Origin of the sequence: Candidatus Accumulibacter sp. ACC007 (assembly GCF_907163205.1) — a bacterium.
Lineage (GTDB): Bacteria > Pseudomonadota > Gammaproteobacteria > Burkholderiales > Rhodocyclaceae > Accumulibacter > Accumulibacter regalis.
In genome coordinates, this window is record NZ_CAJQUD010000001.1 from 389,840 (window position 1) to 406,965 (window position 17,126).

Genomic DNA, 17,126 nt, shown 5'->3' on the forward strand with positions numbered 1-17,126 from the left:
CGTCCTTCCTACACCCTTCGCGCAGCAACTACAGACTAGCAGCGATAGACCCCTGCCGCGCAACGGCGCACGGTGCGACGTGCGACACCGGCGTAGCTTACCGGGGTGAGCGGCCGGCCGACGACGGCTTCGGCGCTCGGGACGACGCCGTGAATCCCCGGAATCGCGAGCTGTTCGCCCACTTCAGATCCGAGAACAACGATGGCCGTGGCCATCACGAAAATAGCAACTGGTCTCAGCCTGCTCATTTGCTTCCTCCTTTGGTGAAGTGTTCGGGCAGGTCAGCCGTCCCTTTGAGATCCTCAAGCTCGACCTTGCTCGCCTTGCTCGTATTTCTGAACTCGAAACCACTTGCCTTGACCGCCTTCCCGTCCTTCCAGTTGCTGAACTGGATACTGTAGCCCGGGCCATTCGGCACGCTCTTGGAAGTGATCACATAACGGCAGGGATACGGCTTTTCGCCCTGCGCGATCCAGATCTGCCAATCGACGTCCTTGCTGCGAAAAGCCAGCGAATCACACTCGACGCCACCGATCACGCCACTGCCGAGATCCTTGATGTCTTCGACACCCTCCATCAGCATCGCGTACGAATTCGACAGCAGGAGGTCTGCCGCGGGGAGGGGGCGGTCGTATTTTTCCCGCATCACGTCAATCAGATGATCGATCGACCCCGGTATCTCGACCTGCGTATAGGCGTTCAGGTTCTTGCCGAGAATGGTCAGCGTTTTTCCGTCAAACGACATGGCGACATCGGCGAAGCCGCCGGCGCGCGTCGCGTGAATCTTGTCGGGCCGCTTGACGACGACCTTGCCCGAACTCGCGAGCCCGAGAATCTGGTCTTCCGGGGTGACCACCTCGAGGGTGGCGTCGTAGCTGAACGACAGCGCCTGTTGCCCGGCCAGGTAATCGGACATCGCCTTGAGCAGGCGCTTGGCATCCGCTTCGTCGGCGCTCGCGCTGGTCGATAGCCCAATTCCGAGCGCCACGGAAAAGGCAAGAACGGAAAAGCTGCGCACGGAGAAACTGAACGGTTTTCGTACATCTGGATTCATTGGCGGCTACCTATTCTGAATAACGGACCCCGCGTCCGGAAGTGTAACGGGTGGCCTAGTCTAGCGTGAATCGAGCGGCATTGCGGCGGCAGGGATTGCTTGCCCGTTGCTCAGGCGCCACGCCAGTGGCGAGACGCGCATCCAGCGCTTGAAGGCATGGGTGAAGGCACTGGCGCCCGAATAGTCGAGTACCGCCGCGATGTGTCCAAGTGGCAGATCGGTATGGCAGATCAGGCGCAACGCGAGACTGCAGCGCGCTTCGTCGAGCAATTCCCGGTAGGAACTTCCCTCGCCTTCGAGCAGGCGGTTCAGTCGGCGCGGGTTCATCGACAGCTCGCCGGCGACGCGAGCGAGCGAACAGCGGCGCAGGACGACCATCGCCTGCACCACGCGACGGGTCTGCGCGACGAAGTCAAGGTCGTTCCGGTCGTGGATGCTTGCCAGCTGCTCTTTCAGTACCTTGAAGCGCCCGGGGTCGGCACCGGCGACCGGCAGGCTCAGGTTGCTGGCGGCAAAGACCAGTGACGAGCTCTCGGCGTCGAATTCGATCGGGCACTGAAAAACCTGCTGATACGGCCGCAGGTTCTCCGGGCGGCGGCGTGAGAGCAGTACGGCGCGTGCTCTCCACTGCGCACCGCAGAGCAGGCGCATGATGTTCTGGGCGATGACCAGTGTGCCGTCGTAGATCTGGTCGACACCGGCGATCGGTCCGGCGAACAGGGTGTAGCCAAGGGTGGCGGTATCGCCATCGATCGTTCGTGTGGCGATCCCCGCTCGGTCGTGCAGGTGCAGCAGATTCTGCAGGTGGGCCAGTGCCGTGCCGACATCCGCGCAGTGCGGCAGCAGCTCGCCGACCATGCCGAGTGACGATGCCCCTTGCGCGCGGCCGAGAAGCAGGGCGAAATGCGGGCAGCCGGTAAGCGCGGCGCAGCGTTCGAGCAGTACGCCCGCGCTGTGCGGCGAGATGATGTTGTTGGGGTCGGTAAACAGATCCCTCGCCACGCCGACGCTGGCGAACAAGGCGTCGGCGTCGACAGCATAGTGCTCGACCGCCTGCGCAATCTGCGTGAGCGGGCCAACGCGCAGGAATCCCTCGGGAACATCGCCGTAGGCTTTCTTGAATTGCTCCATTTCCTGGCCATCCCTTGTGGTGAGTCTTCGCAAGCAACACGCGAAGCTGTCGCAAATTATCAAGCAAGTCGGTACGGAAGCGTCGACAATCGCGTCCTTTCGTGGGCCTGGCGATCACCGCCTGTTCTGCCCGGTTCTTCGGTTGCCTCATTCGTATTGAAAGGAGCTGCGCATGCGCAAGTTCATGTCCGGGCTGGTGGTGATGGCCATGCTCAGTTCCATGGGAAGCGCAGGTCTGGCGGCGCAGGAGGCCAGTGAGCTCGCCGAGATCAAGGCGGTCGTCGAGGAAGCCTACCTCTACGGCTTGCCGATGATCGTCGGCTACAAGGTGCAGTACGACTACTTCATCGACCGCGACTCGGGCCAGTTCAAGGCGCCGGTGAACACCCTGCACAACGAAGCGCGGGTCTACACGCCCAAGGACACGGCGATCAGCACGCCGAACAGCGATACGCCTTACTCGATGGTCATGCTCGATCTGCGCGCCGAGCCGATGGTGCTGTGCATGCCGAAGATCGAGCCGGCGCGCTATTACGATGTGCAGCTGGTAGACCTGTACACCGACAACTACGCTTACATCGGCAGCCGCGCCACCGGCAATGACGCGGGCTGCTACCTGATCGCCGGACCCGACTGGAAGGGCGCGGCGCCTGCCACGGTGGTCAAAACCTTCCGCAGCGAGACACAGTTCAGCCTGGCCATCTACCGCACCCAGCTGTTCAACGCGGCGGACATGCCGAACGTCAAGAAGGTCCAGGCCGGCTACTAGGTCAAGTCGCTGTCCGCCTTCACCGGCGGCGCCAAGCCGCCGGCGGCACCGGCCATCCAATGGCCGGCCGTCAAGCCCGATGCCTTCACGACCGAGTTTGCCACCTACCTGAACTTCCTGCTCCAGTTCTGCCCGCCTGGCGGCTCGGCCGAGGTGGAGAAGCCGATGCGCGAGCGCTTTGCCAAGGTCGGAATTGGCGCTGGACTCAAGCCTTCGGCTGAACCCATGAAACCGGCGCTCAAGGAGGCAACGGGCGCGGCGATCAAGGCCGCGCTGCACAAGATCGGGCAGACTGCAGAGAGCATCGGCAAGGACGTCAACGGCTGGCATATCGGTGCCGCTGCCGGCAGCCGCGAGTTCTACAACGGCAATTGGGCGTTGCGCGCAGCCGCCGCCAAGCTCGGTATCTACGGCAACAGCGAGGCCGAGGCCGTCTACCCGTTCACCCGGCACGACGCCAACGGCATCGTCGCCGACGGCTCCAGGCACACCTACCAGATGACCTTCGCGCCCGGGCAACTGCCGCCGGTGAACGCCTTCTGGTCGATCACCATGTACGACGGGCGCACGCAACTGTTGATTGACAACCCGATCAAGCGCTACCTGATCAACTCGCCGATGTTGCCGGCGCTCAAGAAGAATGCCGACGGCTCGATCACGGTGTATGTTCAGAAGGATTCGCCGGGCAAGGACAAGGAAGCGAACTGGCTGCCCGCGCCCGCCGGACCGATGTTCATCGTCATGCGCCTGTACTGGCCGAAGACCGAGGCGCCGTCGGTATATCCGCTGGGTGAGGGCACCTGGAAGCCGCCGGCTCTGGTGCCGGTGCAAAACCTCAACGCGCTGGGCGTGCGACGCTTCGGCGACAAGTCAGTCGAGAACATCGTGCGCACCGATACGCGCTACGGCAACGACCCGCTGTTCCAGGGTCCGCGCGGCTGGGGCTACTGGAACCATCTCGAATACCCGCGCCCGATCCAGAACCCCAACCTGTGGCCCGACTGGCAGTCGACCTATTTCATCGGCCGGATGGCCATCCCCGACGGCGCCAGCGTCAGCTTCAAGTACCGTTACCCGCATGCGCGCTACTTCCAGTTCGCGCTGTACCGGGATGAGGGCGGCACCTTCGTCTCCATCGGCGAGGCCGTCGATGCGCGCGAGATCGAACCTGACGCCGCTTCGAGCAATCCTTTCCTCGTTGGTGCCCAGCGCCTCGCCGAACCGCGCAACTTCACGCTGCGCGTCGTCGCCAGGGAGGCGCCGAAGGATCCGCAACAGCGCGAGCGCAACGTGCTCTATGCCGGGACCGGCGGCCGCGAGCTGCAGTTCGTCAACCGCATCTACCTTTCCGACCAGGGCAGCGACGGCACCGGCTGGGGCCCGGCCGACACACCCAGCGGCGGCTTCCACATGCCCACCTATACCGGCATGCTGGCCGACGGCACGACGCTGTCGGCGGAGGAGACCGTCAAGCGCTTCGGCCGTCCCTTCCCCGGCGCGACCAAACAGCCGCTAAGTGACGAGCAGTGGGAGCAGCTGGTGCACGCCAAGGGCAACGACCCGGCGCTCGACCCGGCCACCGCGCCCGCGCGCAGGCTGCCGGTGTGGGAGAAATACTGGAATATCCGCTACTCGATCCTCGGTTCGTTCAAGACGCCCGAGGAGCGCGCGAAGATCGCCTTCGCCGGCCCGATCGACGGTGGCGGCGACCCGGCCACCGAGTACATGTTCGTGCAGCTGTCGCGCAAGTTCGGCCCGGTGTACGTCATGCGTGGCAAGATGCCGACCTTCCCCAACACCTACGCCGGTGCCGGCGGCAAGGGCCTCGAGGTGATGCCCGCGGCGCAGACGCAGTACTGGTCGCTGGTCAGTTGCGAGGCAATGCCCTCGGGGCAGATCGTCGATGGCCTGACCGACATGCAGGTGCCGCTGGACGGCGAACGCAACTACACCATCGTCTACAGCCGCAAGGAAGACCGGCCGGCCAACGCGACGGCGGAGAACGGCGTGGCCTGGATCGAGTGGAGCCCGCGTGGCGAAGGCGTCGACGGGGCGAAGAACCGGCCCGATTTCGGCATGCTGATGCTGCGCATCATGGCGACCAACCCGAGCTGGACGGAGCGCCCCGACAACATCACCAAGCCCGGCATGGAGGAGCAGGTGATGGGCCCGTACTACCCGCGCGGCGAATACATGACGAAGGCCGAGTTTGAGGCCCGCGGGCTGAAGCAGTGAGCGTCTGCCTCGCCATGCGGCCGACACTGCCGCAAGCTATGGCAGCACGTGATGCGCTGCCGTTCGATCTGTGCCATCCGCATCGCGACCAACCAGGGGAGAGAACATCTTGAAGGCATCGACATTGCTGAAGCTGATCGGCTTGATCGTCGTGGTGGCGCTGGGCTACGCCGCCTACCGCCTGGGCTGGTCGGTAATCGAGCCGAAGATCGACCAGCGCGTCGCCACGATCGGCCTGACGGCGAACCAGATCGCCGCCAACGGCCCGCTGCCGGGGGACATCAGCCTGTACGCGAAGGAAATGGAATGTCAGCAGAAGATCCCGACGCCGGGCTACTATTCGTCGCTCAACGGCGCGGAAATTTCCGATGCCCAGCGCAGCGGCCTGTTCCCCTGCGCCAGCTTCCTCGGCGCGCGCGACGGCGCGAACACTGTCTACGCCTGGCGCAGCGCTGACGACTACCCCGGCATCTCGTACATCAACAACCGCAAGCCGGGCGAGCTGTATATCGTTGGCGGCGAATACCCGACGCTCGAAGACCCGAACATGGCCGGGCCCTTCGTCGCCAAGGCCGACGCCACGACCGGCAAGCAGCTTTGGCGCACCTATCTGGACAACCTGAACGCGTCGGGCCGCTGGATCGGCAACGCCAACCTGAACATCCTGGCCAACGGCAAGATCGCCTTTTCCTGGTCGAACCAGATCGTGCTGCTCGACGCCGATACCGGCGCGATTCTCAAGCATAACACCCTGCCCAGTGGCGACGCGCCACCCATGGACACCAACTTCAAGCACATGACAATAGCGCCCGATGGCACGCTGATCATGAAGGACCAGACACGGCCCAAGGGCTGCACACTGCAGGGCACGATGGCGATCATCAAGTGCGCGGCCGAGGAAGGCATGAAGCAGCCGAACTCGCAGCTGGTGGCGGTCAACCCCGATACACTCGAGGTGCTGGATGACATCCAACTTCCCGAACCGGCGTCGTCGCCGCACATCGTTAGCATGTACGAAGGCCGGATCGCGATCTACATTGGCATGGACAAGAGCGCGCGGCGTTACTTCTGGGATGCGGAGACGAAGAAGCTCTCGGCTGACGATTCCTGGGTCATCTATCCCATGCAGGAAGGCCAGACAACCGCCACCGCCCCCAGTCTGGTCGGCGACTGGATCGCCTTCCAGCTGAATGGCGCCGGCAGCGAGAAGGTGGCATCGAGTATCGTCGTCGCGAACCTGAAGGACGCCAGCAGGAAGCAGATCATCTTCCCCTTCGGCGAGCTGAAGAAGGGCGAGTGGAGCTTCGCGCCGCCGAAGTGCGGCGCCGACCCCGAGAACAACATGATCTATTCAGCCGACATGGGCGTTGGCAAGGTCGCCGGCATCAAGCTCGACCCGGCCAGCGGTGAACTGAAAGTGGTATTCGTGCTCGACGACACGACCACCACCTTTCAGCCGCTTTTCGGGCCACCCGACGAGCGTGTGCTGGTGCTGACGAACATGAAGCGCAACGTCGAGAAGGAGCCGCTGAAGGCCGCGCTGTTCACGGCCAACTACAAGGAACAGCTGACCTGGCGTGACGCTGCCACCGGCAAGATCATCGCCGAGTCGGACTTCTTCGAGCCGCTGACGATCAACTCGCTGACGCCGCCGGGCTTCGGCGGGCGCGTATACTTCCCGACGGCGGTCGGCAAGGGCTTCTACGTGCTGCAGGTGATGCCGAAGGCCCGCTCGCCGGGTGGCAAGTAGCCGTTCGGCGGGTGTGCGGCGCGCTCGTCGGCCGCGACAAGGCTTGCGTCGAGGTGCGCTGGAGCCGTTTCATTTCTTTTGGAGAAAACGATGAAAACATCAATGACAGTGCAGGAAGAGGCCGTCGAACCGCCGCTCGGCGGCAGAGCAACGTGGCTGCCGGCGCTGCTTATCGGCGCCCTGATCGTCGCCGTGCCGGCGACGCTGAACGCGCGCGATCGCGGATTCAATCAGCCCGGTGCAGCCGGCAACGTCGGGCACGATCCCGGAGTCAATCAGCCAGGAGCTGCCGGGAACGTCGGGCGGGACCCGGGCGTCAATCAGCCCGGGGCTGTGGGTAACGTCGGACGTGATCCGGGAGTCAACCAGCCCGGGGCCGTCGGCAACGTCGGGCGGGACCCCGGCGTCAACCAGCCCGGGGCCGTCGGCAACGTCGGGCGGGACCCCGGCGTCAACCAGCCTGGTGCCGCCGGGAATCGGCGCGCGCGGCCTTATCGCTGAGACGGTGTTGACCACTTCTGCCAAAATGTGCAGCAAGTGATTTCGTGGTGCCGATTGTTGTTCGAAAAGGAGGCTTGAAAAATGAAAATGTCCTATCGCGTCGGGGGGCTTCTGGCCGCCATTGTCTGTCTGACCAACCCGGTATTTGCCAAGGACGCCAGCACGGCGGCGGCAAGCGCATCGACGAAGGAATCGACGAAGGAATCGACGAAGGAATTGGCGCAGGCCAGGGCGCTCGATAGCGCCATGACCCCGGGCGAGGGTCAGAAACGGCTCGCGGCGATGATTGGGACTTTCAACGTCGCCATCCGCACCTGGGTCGACCCGTCGAAGCCGCCGATCGAATCGTCGGCAACCAGTGTCAGCGCCTGGGTCCTCGGTGAGCGTTACGTGCAGATGACGCTTGCTGGCGACCTGCAGGGCCAGCCGTTCAACGGCATCGGCTATATCGGTTTCGACAATGTCGGCAAGCAGTACCAGTCCACCTGGATGGACAGCGGCAGCACCGGCATGACCTGGTACAAGGGGGGCTTCGACGCGAGCGGCAAGTCGGCGACGATGAAGGCCTCGGTCCCCGACGCGCTGACCGGCAAGCCGACGCCCGTCGAGTTGCGCGTGAAGATGAGCGACGACGGTGGCCACGTCACGGAGCTCTGGGGCCATGGCCTGGGCAACAAGATGTTCAAGATGATGGAATTGCGCTACACGCGCAGCAAGTAGTCGGGCCGACTGGAAAAGGAGAGAAGAGATGAAGCAAACGGGCAAGGGTATTTCACGGCGCAGCCTGCTGGGCGGTCTGGCGCTGCTGGTTTGTACGCAACCGGCCTGGGCGATCTTTGGCGTCTGGCGGCGCGCTGCCAGGCGGACGGTGATCGTTGCCGGCGCGGCGACCACGGCGGCGGTGGCCAGCGAAAGCGCGGCTGCTTCGCAGGAGGCAGCGGCCGCGGCTTCGGCGCAGGCCGCCGCCAATTCGTCCGCGGCATCGGCGCAGCAGGCGGCCGCCGCTGCCGATCAGGCCGCGGCGAACGCGAGCCAGACCAAGACGCCGCAGCAACGGCTCAAGGAACTGCAGTCGCTTTACGACCAGGGCCTGATCAGCGCCAGCGACTACGAGGCGGCGAAGAAGAAAATTCTCAACCAGCTGACGCAATAAGGCCGGTGGCTGTGGCGGCTGCGCTGACGCGGCAGCTTGTCGATCGCGTCTGCAGGCGCGGGTGACGGCAGATTCCACCTCATTCATTCAGCACGAAAAGAAAGGAAGGACGATGAAAACAAGACGAAAATTCATGGCCGCCGCGGCCTTGGCTGCTGCGCTCCCGCTTGGCGCTTTGCTCAATCCGGTGAGTGCGGCGGAAGACAAGGTTCAGTTGATGTTCGTGCAAAGCGCCGAAAGTCTGAAAGCGGATGGCAAGACGCTGCGCCTGGTCAACGTCGCGCCACAGACGATCTACTTCTCCGATCGGCCGGTGCGCGTCGCCGGGCACATCACCATGCCGGCGTATCTCGAAGAGTGGACCGCGGCAGCCGGGCCGAACAATTTCAGCAAGGATCCGCCGAACGCCACGCTGTCCGTCTACGAACCGGGGCAGGCGGCCAATACGCTGACCGTGATCGAGATCAGCAAGCCGGTCGTCGAAGGCAAGGACCTGGTGTACAGTTACAAGCTGATCGAAGGAAAGATGCCGACCGCAGGTGGCCCGACTTCCCTGTTCATCGACTGGATCGGCCCTGGCGGTGGTGTGGGCGTCGGCTTCCACGGCGTCGGTGTCGGGCGTCGCGGAGTCGGCTGGCGGTAAGCGCCTGGCCAGCCGGGCATGCGCTGCCCGGGAGTGACCCAGCAACCGGCACCAACTGGCGTCCGGGGGACATTGACGACTATTCAACGAGGGAGATGGTGAGATGACGAAGTGGCAAGTTTCGATGGCTGAATGCTGCCGTACCGCGGCGAAGGTGGCCGTCTGCGCGGGCGCCCTGGCAGCCGGGCAGGCGAGCGCCGGTGGACTGCTCGCCTACGAGGTGGGAACCGCCGACGTCGGCCTCGCTTCGGCGGGTTATGGCGCGCGTGCGCAGGACGCTTCAACGGTGCTCACCAATCCAGCCGGCATGACGCGGCTGGAGGGGACGCAATTCCTGGCGGCCGGGCAGCTGCTCTGGGGCAACACCAAGTTCTCGGCTGGATCGGGGACCGATTTCCGTGGGCTGGGCAGCGACAATGGTGGCTATGCGGTCGGCTCGAACGGCTGGTTCCCGGGCGGTGGCGGCTTCCTGAGCTACAGTGTCTCGCCCGATCTCAAGCTCGGTTTTGCGGCGACCGGCAACTTTGGTGCTCCCCTGAGCTACGACAACGACTGGGTCGGGCGCTACTACGTGCAGGACACGACGCTGCTCGGAATCTCCTTGTTGCCGTCGATCGCCTATAAGGTGAACAACCAGCTCTCGCTCGGTGCGAGCGTCAATGCCATGTACGGGATCTACAGCACGCAGGTGGCGATCAACAACGTTGCGCCGGGCTTCGGCGACGGTCGACTCAAGATCGACGACAATACCTGGGGCTGGGGACTCAATCTGGGCCTGCTCTACGAGATCGATCCGGGCACGCGCCTGGGGCTGACCTGGAATTCGCAGATCGATCTGGACTTCAAGTCCTCGGCCAAGTTCTCGAATCTCGCTCCCGTGCTGAACACCGTGCTGCGCAACCGTGGCACGCTCGACGCGGACATCAAGGTCGGGATCAATGTCCCGCAGCAGGCGATGGCCAGTATCTTCACGCAGGTGAATGATCGCTGGGCCTTGCTGGGCAGCGTTGGCTGGCAGCAGTGGTCGAAATTCGGTCAGGTGCAGTTGGGTATCGAAGACACCACCAATCCCGTCAGCGTGACGCAGAACCTGAAATTCAAGGACACCTGGCACGTCGCGCTGGGCGCCCAGCACCGCATCAGCGAACCCTGGCTGCTCAACTTCGGCGTCGCCTACGACTCCGCAATGCAATCCGGCGACGTCTCGCCACTGCTGCCAGTCAACTCGGCCTGGCGTTTCGGTGTCGGCGGCGAGCAGCAGCTGAGCAAGTCTGCCTCCTGGGGAATCGCCGGAGAGTACCTGTACGGTGGCACGCTCGACACCAAGTTGCACAGCGCGGTGCCAGCGGGGGCTGGCGGGCGCGGCGATGTCGTCGGCTCCTACGACAATACCGGCGTGATCTACGTTGCCGCGTACTACAACTGGAAGTTCTAGCGGATGCAGGGACACGCGTCGGCGCTGAAGGCGCCGCATATGCCTCGCGCCCGCGCCGTTCGGGCCGATGACTGATCCGCTTGGCGCTGCGCCAGCCGCTTCCTTGCAGCCGCTGATGGCCTGCCAGGAATGTGACCTGCTGCAGCGCATTCCGCCACTCCCGATTCGCGGCGAGGCGCATTGCGCGCGCTGTGGTCACTCGCTCGCCGCGCGGCCTTCCGATCCCCTGCAGATTCCCCTGGCGTTGACCATCACCGCGGCGATCGTCTTCGTCGTCGCCATCACCACTTCGCTGCTCGGGCTGTCGGCGGTCGGCCGGCACGCGAGCACGACGATCATCGGCGGTGCCTGGCAGCTGTGGCAGGAGGGCGAGACGATTACCGCGGCCATTGTCATGTTCTGCGCAGTCATCGCGCCGGCGTTTTTCATTGTCCTGATGCTCACCGTGCTGCTGCTGGCGAAGCGGGCGCCGGTTCCGCACTGGGGCGGGGAAGTGCTGCGCTGGTGTCTGCACATGCAGCCGTGGTCAATGTACGACGTGATGTCGCTGGGGATCCTGGTGGCGCTGATCAAGGTTGCCCAGCTGGCCAGCGTTGACGCCGGTATTGCGCTCTACGCGATGGGTGTTCTGGCGGTTCTCCTGCCGGCAATCATGGTCAGCTTCGACGCTCGCGAGATCTGGAAGCTGGTGCCCTGCGAGAACAACGCCAAGGCCTCGGCGCGTGCGGTCGAGGAGGCGGATTTTCTCGCCAGCGGGCGATGAGCGCGCTCAAGCCAGTGGGGGCAATCACCGCTGCGCAGTACGGCCTGATCTCCTGCGAGACGTGCAAACTTCTCTCGCGGCCGGTACACCCCGACGATCCCGGGCACTGTCCCCGTTGCGGCGGGGAACTCGAGTTTCGCCGCCGTCGTTCGCTGCAACGCACCTGGGCGCTGGTTATCGCCGCGGCGGTCTGCTACATACCGGCAAACATGCTGCCGATGATGGCCACCACGACCTTCGCCTCATCGCATGCCGATACCATCATGGGTGGGGTGGTATACCTTTTTGCCTCGGGGTCGTGGCCGCTGGCCCTGATCGTCCTGGTGGCCAGCGTGATGGTGCCGCTCGGCAAGTTGATCGCGCTGATCTACCTGCTGCTCAGCGTGCAGCGTGGCATGCCCGGTGCGTGCCACCAGCGTGCGCGCCTTTACCGAATGGTCGAGCTGATCGGCCGCTGGTCGATGCTCGATGTCTTCGTCGTCACCTTCATCGTCGCGCTGGTGCAACTGCAACCACTGATGGCCGTGCAGCCGGGACCGGCGGTGCTGTTTTTCGCGGTGGTGGTGGTGCTGACGATGATCGCGGCCGAGACCTTTGATCCCCGATTGATCTGGGATTCGGCCGCTAATCTGGAGAATGAAGATGACTGACCGCAACGACCACGATGCGTTGCCGCAGGCCACCGTCGTGCGCAAGAAACGGACAAGAATCTCCGTGGTGTGGATTATCCCCATTCTGGCGGCGGTCGTCGCCGTGGGCATCGCCATCCAGCAGTACCTCAGCGAAGGGCCGACGATCAGCATCGTCTTCAAGACTGCGGTAGGTATCGAAGCCGGCAAGACCTTCATCAAGTACAAGGACGTGAACATCGGGCAGGTGACCGCGGTGCAACTCGCCGACGACTACTCGCGGGTCATGGTCACCGCAAAAATCGCCAAGAGCGCGGCTGGCCTGATGGTCGAGGACGCCAAGTTCTGGGTCGTCGAGCCGCGCGTAAGCTTGAGCGGTGTGTCCGGCCTTGGCACCCTGCTTTCGGGAAACTATATCGGTTTCGAAGCCGGCAAGTCGGATAGCTCCGAGCGCAGTTTCACCGGACTTGCCGTGGCGCCGATCATTACCCGGGATCAACTTGGGCGCCCGTTCGTCCTCAAGGCCCTGCACCTCGGCTCGCTGGGCATCGGTTCGCCGATCTACTATCGTCGTCTACAGGCCGGGCAGGTTGTTGGCTACAACCTGTCGGACGACGGCAAGGCCGTCGAGATCAAGGTCTTCGTGAATGCGCCCTACGATCAATACGTCAGCCCGGGGACGCGCTTCTGGAACGCGAGTGGCCTGGACGTCTCGATCGGTGCCGGCGGAGTGGACGTGCGGACGCAGTCGATGGCGGCACTGATTGCTGGCGGCCTGGCCTTCGAAACGCCGCATTTTGCCCCCAAGGCAGAACCGGCCGCGGCCCATACCGAGTTCACGCTCTACGGCGATCAGCTCGCCGCGATGGCGCAGGCGGAATCGGTCGCCACGCGTTACGTCCTCTATTTCAAGGAATCGCTGCGCGGTCTGTCGGTCGGCGCGCCGGTAACCCTTCTCGGCCTCGAAGGGGGTTCGGTGACCGACGTCGGTCTCGACCTCGATCCGAAGACGCTGGAACTTCGCGGTCGCGTCGAAGTGGTGGCCTATCCCGAGCGTCTCATCGCCAGTCTGAGCGCGGCGCAGAAAGTCGCCAACGAGGCGGTGGCCACGGACGGGAGCAGGCGACAGGAGCTGATTCGGCGGATGATCGAGGAGCGCGGCCTGCGCGCCCAGCTGCGCAGTGGCAGCCTGCTTACCGGGCAGCTCTACGTGGCTTTCGAGTACTTTCCGAAAGCGGCCAGGGTGAAGGTCAACTGGCGGGCCGATCCAGTCGAACTGCCGGTGGCTCCGAGCACCCTGCCTCACCTCGAGCAGCGAGTCACCAGCATCATGGCCAAGATCGACGCCATGCCGCTGGAAGCGATCGGCGACGAACTCAGCCAGTCGATGGTGGCCCTCAATCGCCTGCTCAAGGACACCGATCGGGCGGTCAGGCGCATCGACGCCGATGTCACGCCAGAGTTGAAGAAGGCGCTCGAGGACTTCCGCCGGGCGACCGTTTCCGCCGACCAGATGATCCGGGATACCGATGCCACCCTTCTAGGCCCGGACGCGCCGGGTCAGCAGGACCTGCGCGAAGCGCTGCGTGAAGTGGCCCGCGCGGCGCGCTCGCTGCGCGTGCTGACCGATTATCTCGAACGCCATCCCGAAGCGTTGGTTCGTGGCAAGAACTGAGACCGAGGAGCAAAGCTGATGCCTGATCTGAAAACCCTCTTACCGGCTGGCCTTCTGCTTGCCGCCATGCTTGGCGCCTGCGCGTCACCGCCTGCCCGCTTCTACGCCTTGAGCGGCTCGGTCGCGCCGCTCGAAGAGGCTGCCGCGAGCCGTTCCGGAATTGCGGTGGCCGTCGGCCCGGTCTCGGTGCCGGCGTTGGTCGATCGTCCGCAGATCGTGGTCAGCACCAGCGCCAACCAGGTCCAGTTCGACGAGTTCAACCGCTGGGCGGCGCCGCTCGGCGAAGATATTGCGCGCGTGATCGCCAAGAATCTGGCGCAGGAGTTGCCTGCAGCGCGCGTCTGGCCGTACGCGCAGGGTACGCGCTCGACCCCCGATTACCAGGTGCGCATCGATATCCAGCAATTCGTCTCCACCCTCGGCGACGGCGTGCTCATCGAAGCCCTGTGGTCGGTCCGCCGCGTCGCCGGAGGTACTCCGGAGAATGGCCGCTCGCTGGTTCGCGAGGCGACTGCGGGCAAGGACGTCGAGGCCCTGGTTGCGGCACACAGCCGAGCGTTGGCGCAGGTCAGCGGGGATATTGCCTTAGCTCTCAAATCCCCATGACCGAGCCCTGCCTGGCTCGACGCGGCGCGTCTGCGCGCCGCTTTGGGGAGAGCATCAAGCGCCTGCCATTTACCGTGTCGTTGTGGTTTTTCCTCGCCTTGCTGCTCGCCCAGCCGGTGCGGGCAGAAGTCGGCCCGCAGCCCGATCTGACGCGCGCCATCGCCGCGGAGAACACTCGTCTGGTCCGTGAGATTGCCGCCGGGACGGCTGCACTCGAGCAGGCGCGCAGTGATGTCAGACAGCTGCGCAGCCGTCGGAGCGAACTCGACCAACGCATGCAGCGCATCGAGCGGCACGCGCAGATGCACGCCTTGGGCCAGGTGTTTGCGCAGGCGGTTATCGAGCAATTGAGCCGACTGCCCAGCGCCGAGGGTTTCGAAAACGACCGTCGCCGACGCCAGGACCGGCTGGAGGCGGCGAGCGACGCCAGTCTGCGTGCCGAGCGTGCGCTGGACGAACTCGCGGACATGGAAACGGCCACCGTGATGCGCTTTGCGGCGTCGAAGCCATCGCTCCCTGATGCCCTGTGGCCGCAGTTCGAGGCGGCGGCACGGCCGCTACTCGGTGAGCAGCGAACCCTGCTGACCGGTTTTGACGAGCAGCAGGGGCAGTTGTTGCAAGCGCTGCAGGCGAGCGACGCTGCTGCTCTCGAGCTGGCGCAGCGAACCCAGGCGGTGCGTGCGGAACTGACCCGGCTGTTGTTCTGGGTGCCCGCCCGGCCAAGCCTGCAGACCATCGGCGAATTCTCGCGTTCGTGGGCCTGGATGACGTCGCTCGCCAACTGGCGTGCCGCTGCTGTCTCGCTTGCCGAGGAGCTGGCGTCGCGGCCGTTCTGGCCCGTGCTGACGCTGCTGCTGGCGGTCACTCTGTTTTTTGCCCGCAAGCGCCTGCAGGCGCAGCTGGTCGTGCTTGCGCCGGCGGACGCGAATTCCGATCGCTACTGGATCGGCTACACGGTGACCGCGCTGGCGATCACTCTTGCGCTGGCCCTTCCCGGTCCGCTGCTGATGTGGACGGCGGCGACTCTGCTGGCGGCGGCACTCGACGCGGAGCCGTTCGCATTGGCGCTCGGCGATGCCCTGGCGGCGACCGGGAAGCTGCTTCTGGCGCTCTCTGCCCTGGCCTGGTTGCTCGACCGGCGTGGCGTCGCCGGCGGCCACTTCGGCTGGGACGAGTCCTTGCTCAGCTTCACCAGGCAGGCGCTACGCCGCTTTTCCCTGGTCTTCATACCCTTGTTGCTGGTGGTGACGCTGAACGGACTGGACCACGCGCCGTTCGCCAACCGTGAGAGCATCGGCCGGATGAGCTTCAGCTTTGCGATGCTCGTTTTCGCCGCTTTCCTCGTCCGGCTGCTGCGCCGTCGGAGTCCCCTGATTCAGCGCCTGTACGCGCGCGCCCCGCGCAGTTGGGCGGTTCGCCTGTACGCGCTGTGGTTTTCTGCTGCCGTCGCTGTACCGTTGGCAATTGCAGGCCTCAGCGCGGCGGGCTACTTTGTCGCCGCTGGCTATTTCTTTGGTCGCACGCTGATGTCGCTGTTCCTGATCCTTGGTGCGGTGGCCCTCTATGGACTGATCGCCTTGTGGGTCCAGGTCGAGCGCCGCCGCCTGCGCCGTCATCAGGCGCGGGAGGCATTGCGCCAGGCCAGGGAGGCGGCCGCGGAGACCGGCGAGGACGGCAGCGAGGTCGCCGAGCCGGCACCCGCCCGGCTGGACATCGCGGCGATCAGCGAACAAACACGCTCGCTGCTCGACCTGTTCATCACCCTGTTGCTGCTCGGCGGCCTCTGGGGGGTGTGGAAGGGTGGCCTGCCGGCGCTGTCGGTGATCGGCGACTATGCCCTGTGGACCTACCATGCCACGGTGGACGGCACGGCGACGACGCTGCCGCTGACCGTCGGCAATCTGTTCATGGCCATCGTTGTCGGCGTGGTCACCGTCGTCGCCGTGCGCAATGTCGGTGCGCTGCTCGACATCGTGCTGCTGCAGCGCTTCGAGGTGCAGGCCGACGCCACCTACGCCATCAAGATCATCACCCGCTACGTGCTCGCTGCCGTCGGCATGGTCAGCGCCTTCAGTATCGTCGGCATCGGTTGGGGCGACGTCCACTGGCTGATTGCCGCCATGGGTGTCGGCCTTGGCTTTGGCCTGCAGGAGATCGTCGCCAATTTTGTCTCCGGCTTGATCGTGCTCGCCGAACGCCCGATCCGCATCGGTGACATCGTGACCGTTGGCGATGTCACGGGGACCGTCGCGCGCATCCGCGCCCGCGCCACGGCCGTCGTCGACTTCGACGGCAAGGAAGTGATCATCCCGAACAAGGCGTTCATTACCGGGAGTGTCGTCAACTGGACGCTCTCCAACCAGACCACGCGGCTGTTGCTCAAGGTCGGCGTCGCCTACGGGAGCGAGATTGAGCTCGTCCAGCGGGTGCTCCTGGAGGCGGTGAGGGCCAACGACGACGTGCTTGTCGATCCGTCGCCGTCGGTCTTCTTCATGGGCTTTGGCGACAGCTCGCTGGACTTCGAAATTCGCGCTTTCGTCGGCTCGTTCGACAAGCGGCTGCGCGTGCAGCACGAATTGAACATGGCCATGGAAGCCGTGCTCCGTGAGCACGGCGTCGAGATTCCCTTCCCGCAACGCGATCTGCATGTGCGCTCGGCGCCCGGGCTCGTCGGCGTGCAGGAAAGTGTCCGGGGTCAGGGCGACGGCTTGCCACCCGCTCCGGCGCAGGCGATGCCCTCCGCGTCGCCGAGTGCGTAGGGGCGCTGCTCGTGCCGTCGGCG

The 17,126-nt window shown here is 64.7% G+C and carries 16 protein-coding genes; 13 read left to right on the forward strand and 3 right to left on the reverse strand.

The features are described from left to right. Window positions 1-35: 35 nt before the first annotated feature. From QZ634_RS01630 to QZ634_RS01640, 3 genes are read right to left on the reverse strand one after another with little or no spacing between them, the layout of a single operon-like run. Window positions 36-248 (reverse strand): hypothetical protein, encoded by a 213-nt coding sequence (locus tag QZ634_RS01630; protein ID WP_291984988.1) that lies wholly within the window; start codon window positions 246-248, stop codon window positions 36-38. Beyond that, window positions 245-1,054: a DUF2092 domain-containing protein gene (locus QZ634_RS01635; protein WP_291984990.1), complete on the reverse strand. Its 810-nt coding sequence runs from the start codon at window positions 1,052-1,054 to the stop codon at window positions 245-247. The genes QZ634_RS01630 and QZ634_RS01635 overlap by 4 nt, the downstream gene beginning before the upstream one ends. A gap of 60 nt (window positions 1,055-1,114) precedes the next feature. Then, entirely contained in the window at window positions 1,115-2,185 is a 1,071-nt protein-coding gene (locus QZ634_RS01640; RefSeq protein ID WP_291984991.1) for an AraC family transcriptional regulator, read from the reverse strand. Between the two features lie 172 nt (window positions 2,186-2,357). Between QZ634_RS01640 and QZ634_RS01645 the strand changes: the two genes are divergently transcribed. The 13 genes from QZ634_RS01645 (at window position 2,358) to QZ634_RS01705 (ending at window position 17,103) form a co-directional block, all read left to right on the forward strand. Further along, the gene (locus QZ634_RS01645; protein WP_291984993.1) at window positions 2,358-2,954 is read left to right on the forward strand and encodes a DUF1254 domain-containing protein; all 597 of its coding nucleotides are present in this window, start codon (window positions 2,358-2,360) and stop codon (window positions 2,952-2,954) included. Between the two features lie 165 nt (window positions 2,955-3,119). After that, the gene (locus QZ634_RS01650; protein WP_291984995.1) at window positions 3,120-5,189 is read left to right on the forward strand and encodes a DUF1214 domain-containing protein; all 2,070 of its coding nucleotides are present in this window, start codon (window positions 3,120-3,122) and stop codon (window positions 5,187-5,189) included. Between the two features lie 109 nt (window positions 5,190-5,298). After that, the gene (locus QZ634_RS01655; protein ID WP_291984997.1) at window positions 5,299-6,939 is read left to right on the forward strand and encodes a hypothetical protein; all 1,641 of its coding nucleotides are present in this window, start codon (window positions 5,299-5,301) and stop codon (window positions 6,937-6,939) included. A gap of 90 nt (window positions 6,940-7,029) precedes the next feature. Then, complete coding sequence (locus tag QZ634_RS01660) at window positions 7,030-7,440, forward strand: hypothetical protein (protein WP_291984999.1); 411 nt, start codon at window positions 7,030-7,032, stop codon at window positions 7,438-7,440. An 81-nt stretch (window positions 7,441-7,521) separates the two neighbouring features. Next, the gene (locus tag QZ634_RS01665; RefSeq protein ID WP_291985001.1) at window positions 7,522-8,160 is read left to right on the forward strand and encodes a DUF1579 family protein; all 639 of its coding nucleotides are present in this window, start codon (window positions 7,522-7,524) and stop codon (window positions 8,158-8,160) included. 28 nt (window positions 8,161-8,188) lie between these two features. Then, complete coding sequence (locus tag QZ634_RS01670; RefSeq protein ID WP_291985003.1) at window positions 8,189-8,593, forward strand: SHOCT domain-containing protein; 405 nt, start codon at window positions 8,189-8,191, stop codon at window positions 8,591-8,593. Window positions 8,594-8,705: 112 nt separating this feature from the next. After that, window positions 8,706-9,236 carry a hypothetical protein gene (locus QZ634_RS01675; RefSeq protein WP_291985005.1) on the forward strand — a complete coding sequence of 177 codons (531 nt, stop codon included), beginning with the start codon at window positions 8,706-8,708 and terminating at the stop codon, window positions 9,234-9,236. 103 nt (window positions 9,237-9,339) lie between these two features. Next, the gene (locus tag QZ634_RS01680) at window positions 9,340-10,671 is read left to right on the forward strand and encodes an outer membrane protein transport protein (protein WP_291985007.1); all 1,332 of its coding nucleotides are present in this window, start codon (window positions 9,340-9,342) and stop codon (window positions 10,669-10,671) included. 67 nt (window positions 10,672-10,738) lie between these two features. Beyond that, window positions 10,739-11,434, forward strand: a complete 696-nt coding sequence (locus QZ634_RS01685; protein ID WP_291985009.1) for a paraquat-inducible protein A — start codon at window positions 10,739-10,741, stop codon at window positions 11,432-11,434. Continuing rightward, window positions 11,431-12,084 (forward strand): paraquat-inducible protein A, encoded by a 654-nt coding sequence (locus tag QZ634_RS01690; protein ID WP_291985011.1) that lies wholly within the window; start codon window positions 11,431-11,433, stop codon window positions 12,082-12,084. Before QZ634_RS01685 ends, QZ634_RS01690 begins: the two co-directional genes overlap by 4 nt. Further along, entirely contained in the window at window positions 12,077-13,738 is a 1,662-nt protein-coding gene (locus QZ634_RS01695) for an MlaD family protein (RefSeq protein WP_291985013.1), read from the forward strand. The genes QZ634_RS01690 and QZ634_RS01695 overlap by 8 nt, the downstream gene beginning before the upstream one ends. An 18-nt stretch (window positions 13,739-13,756) precedes the next feature. Further along, window positions 13,757-14,344, forward strand: coding sequence for a PqiC family protein (locus QZ634_RS01700; protein WP_291985015.1), 588 nt, complete (start codon window positions 13,757-13,759; stop codon window positions 14,342-14,344). Next, complete coding sequence (locus tag QZ634_RS01705) at window positions 14,341-17,103, forward strand: mechanosensitive ion channel domain-containing protein (RefSeq protein ID WP_291985017.1); 2,763 nt, start codon at window positions 14,341-14,343, stop codon at window positions 17,101-17,103. Before QZ634_RS01700 ends, QZ634_RS01705 begins: the two co-directional genes overlap by 4 nt. Window positions 17,104-17,126: the final 23 nt, after the last annotated feature.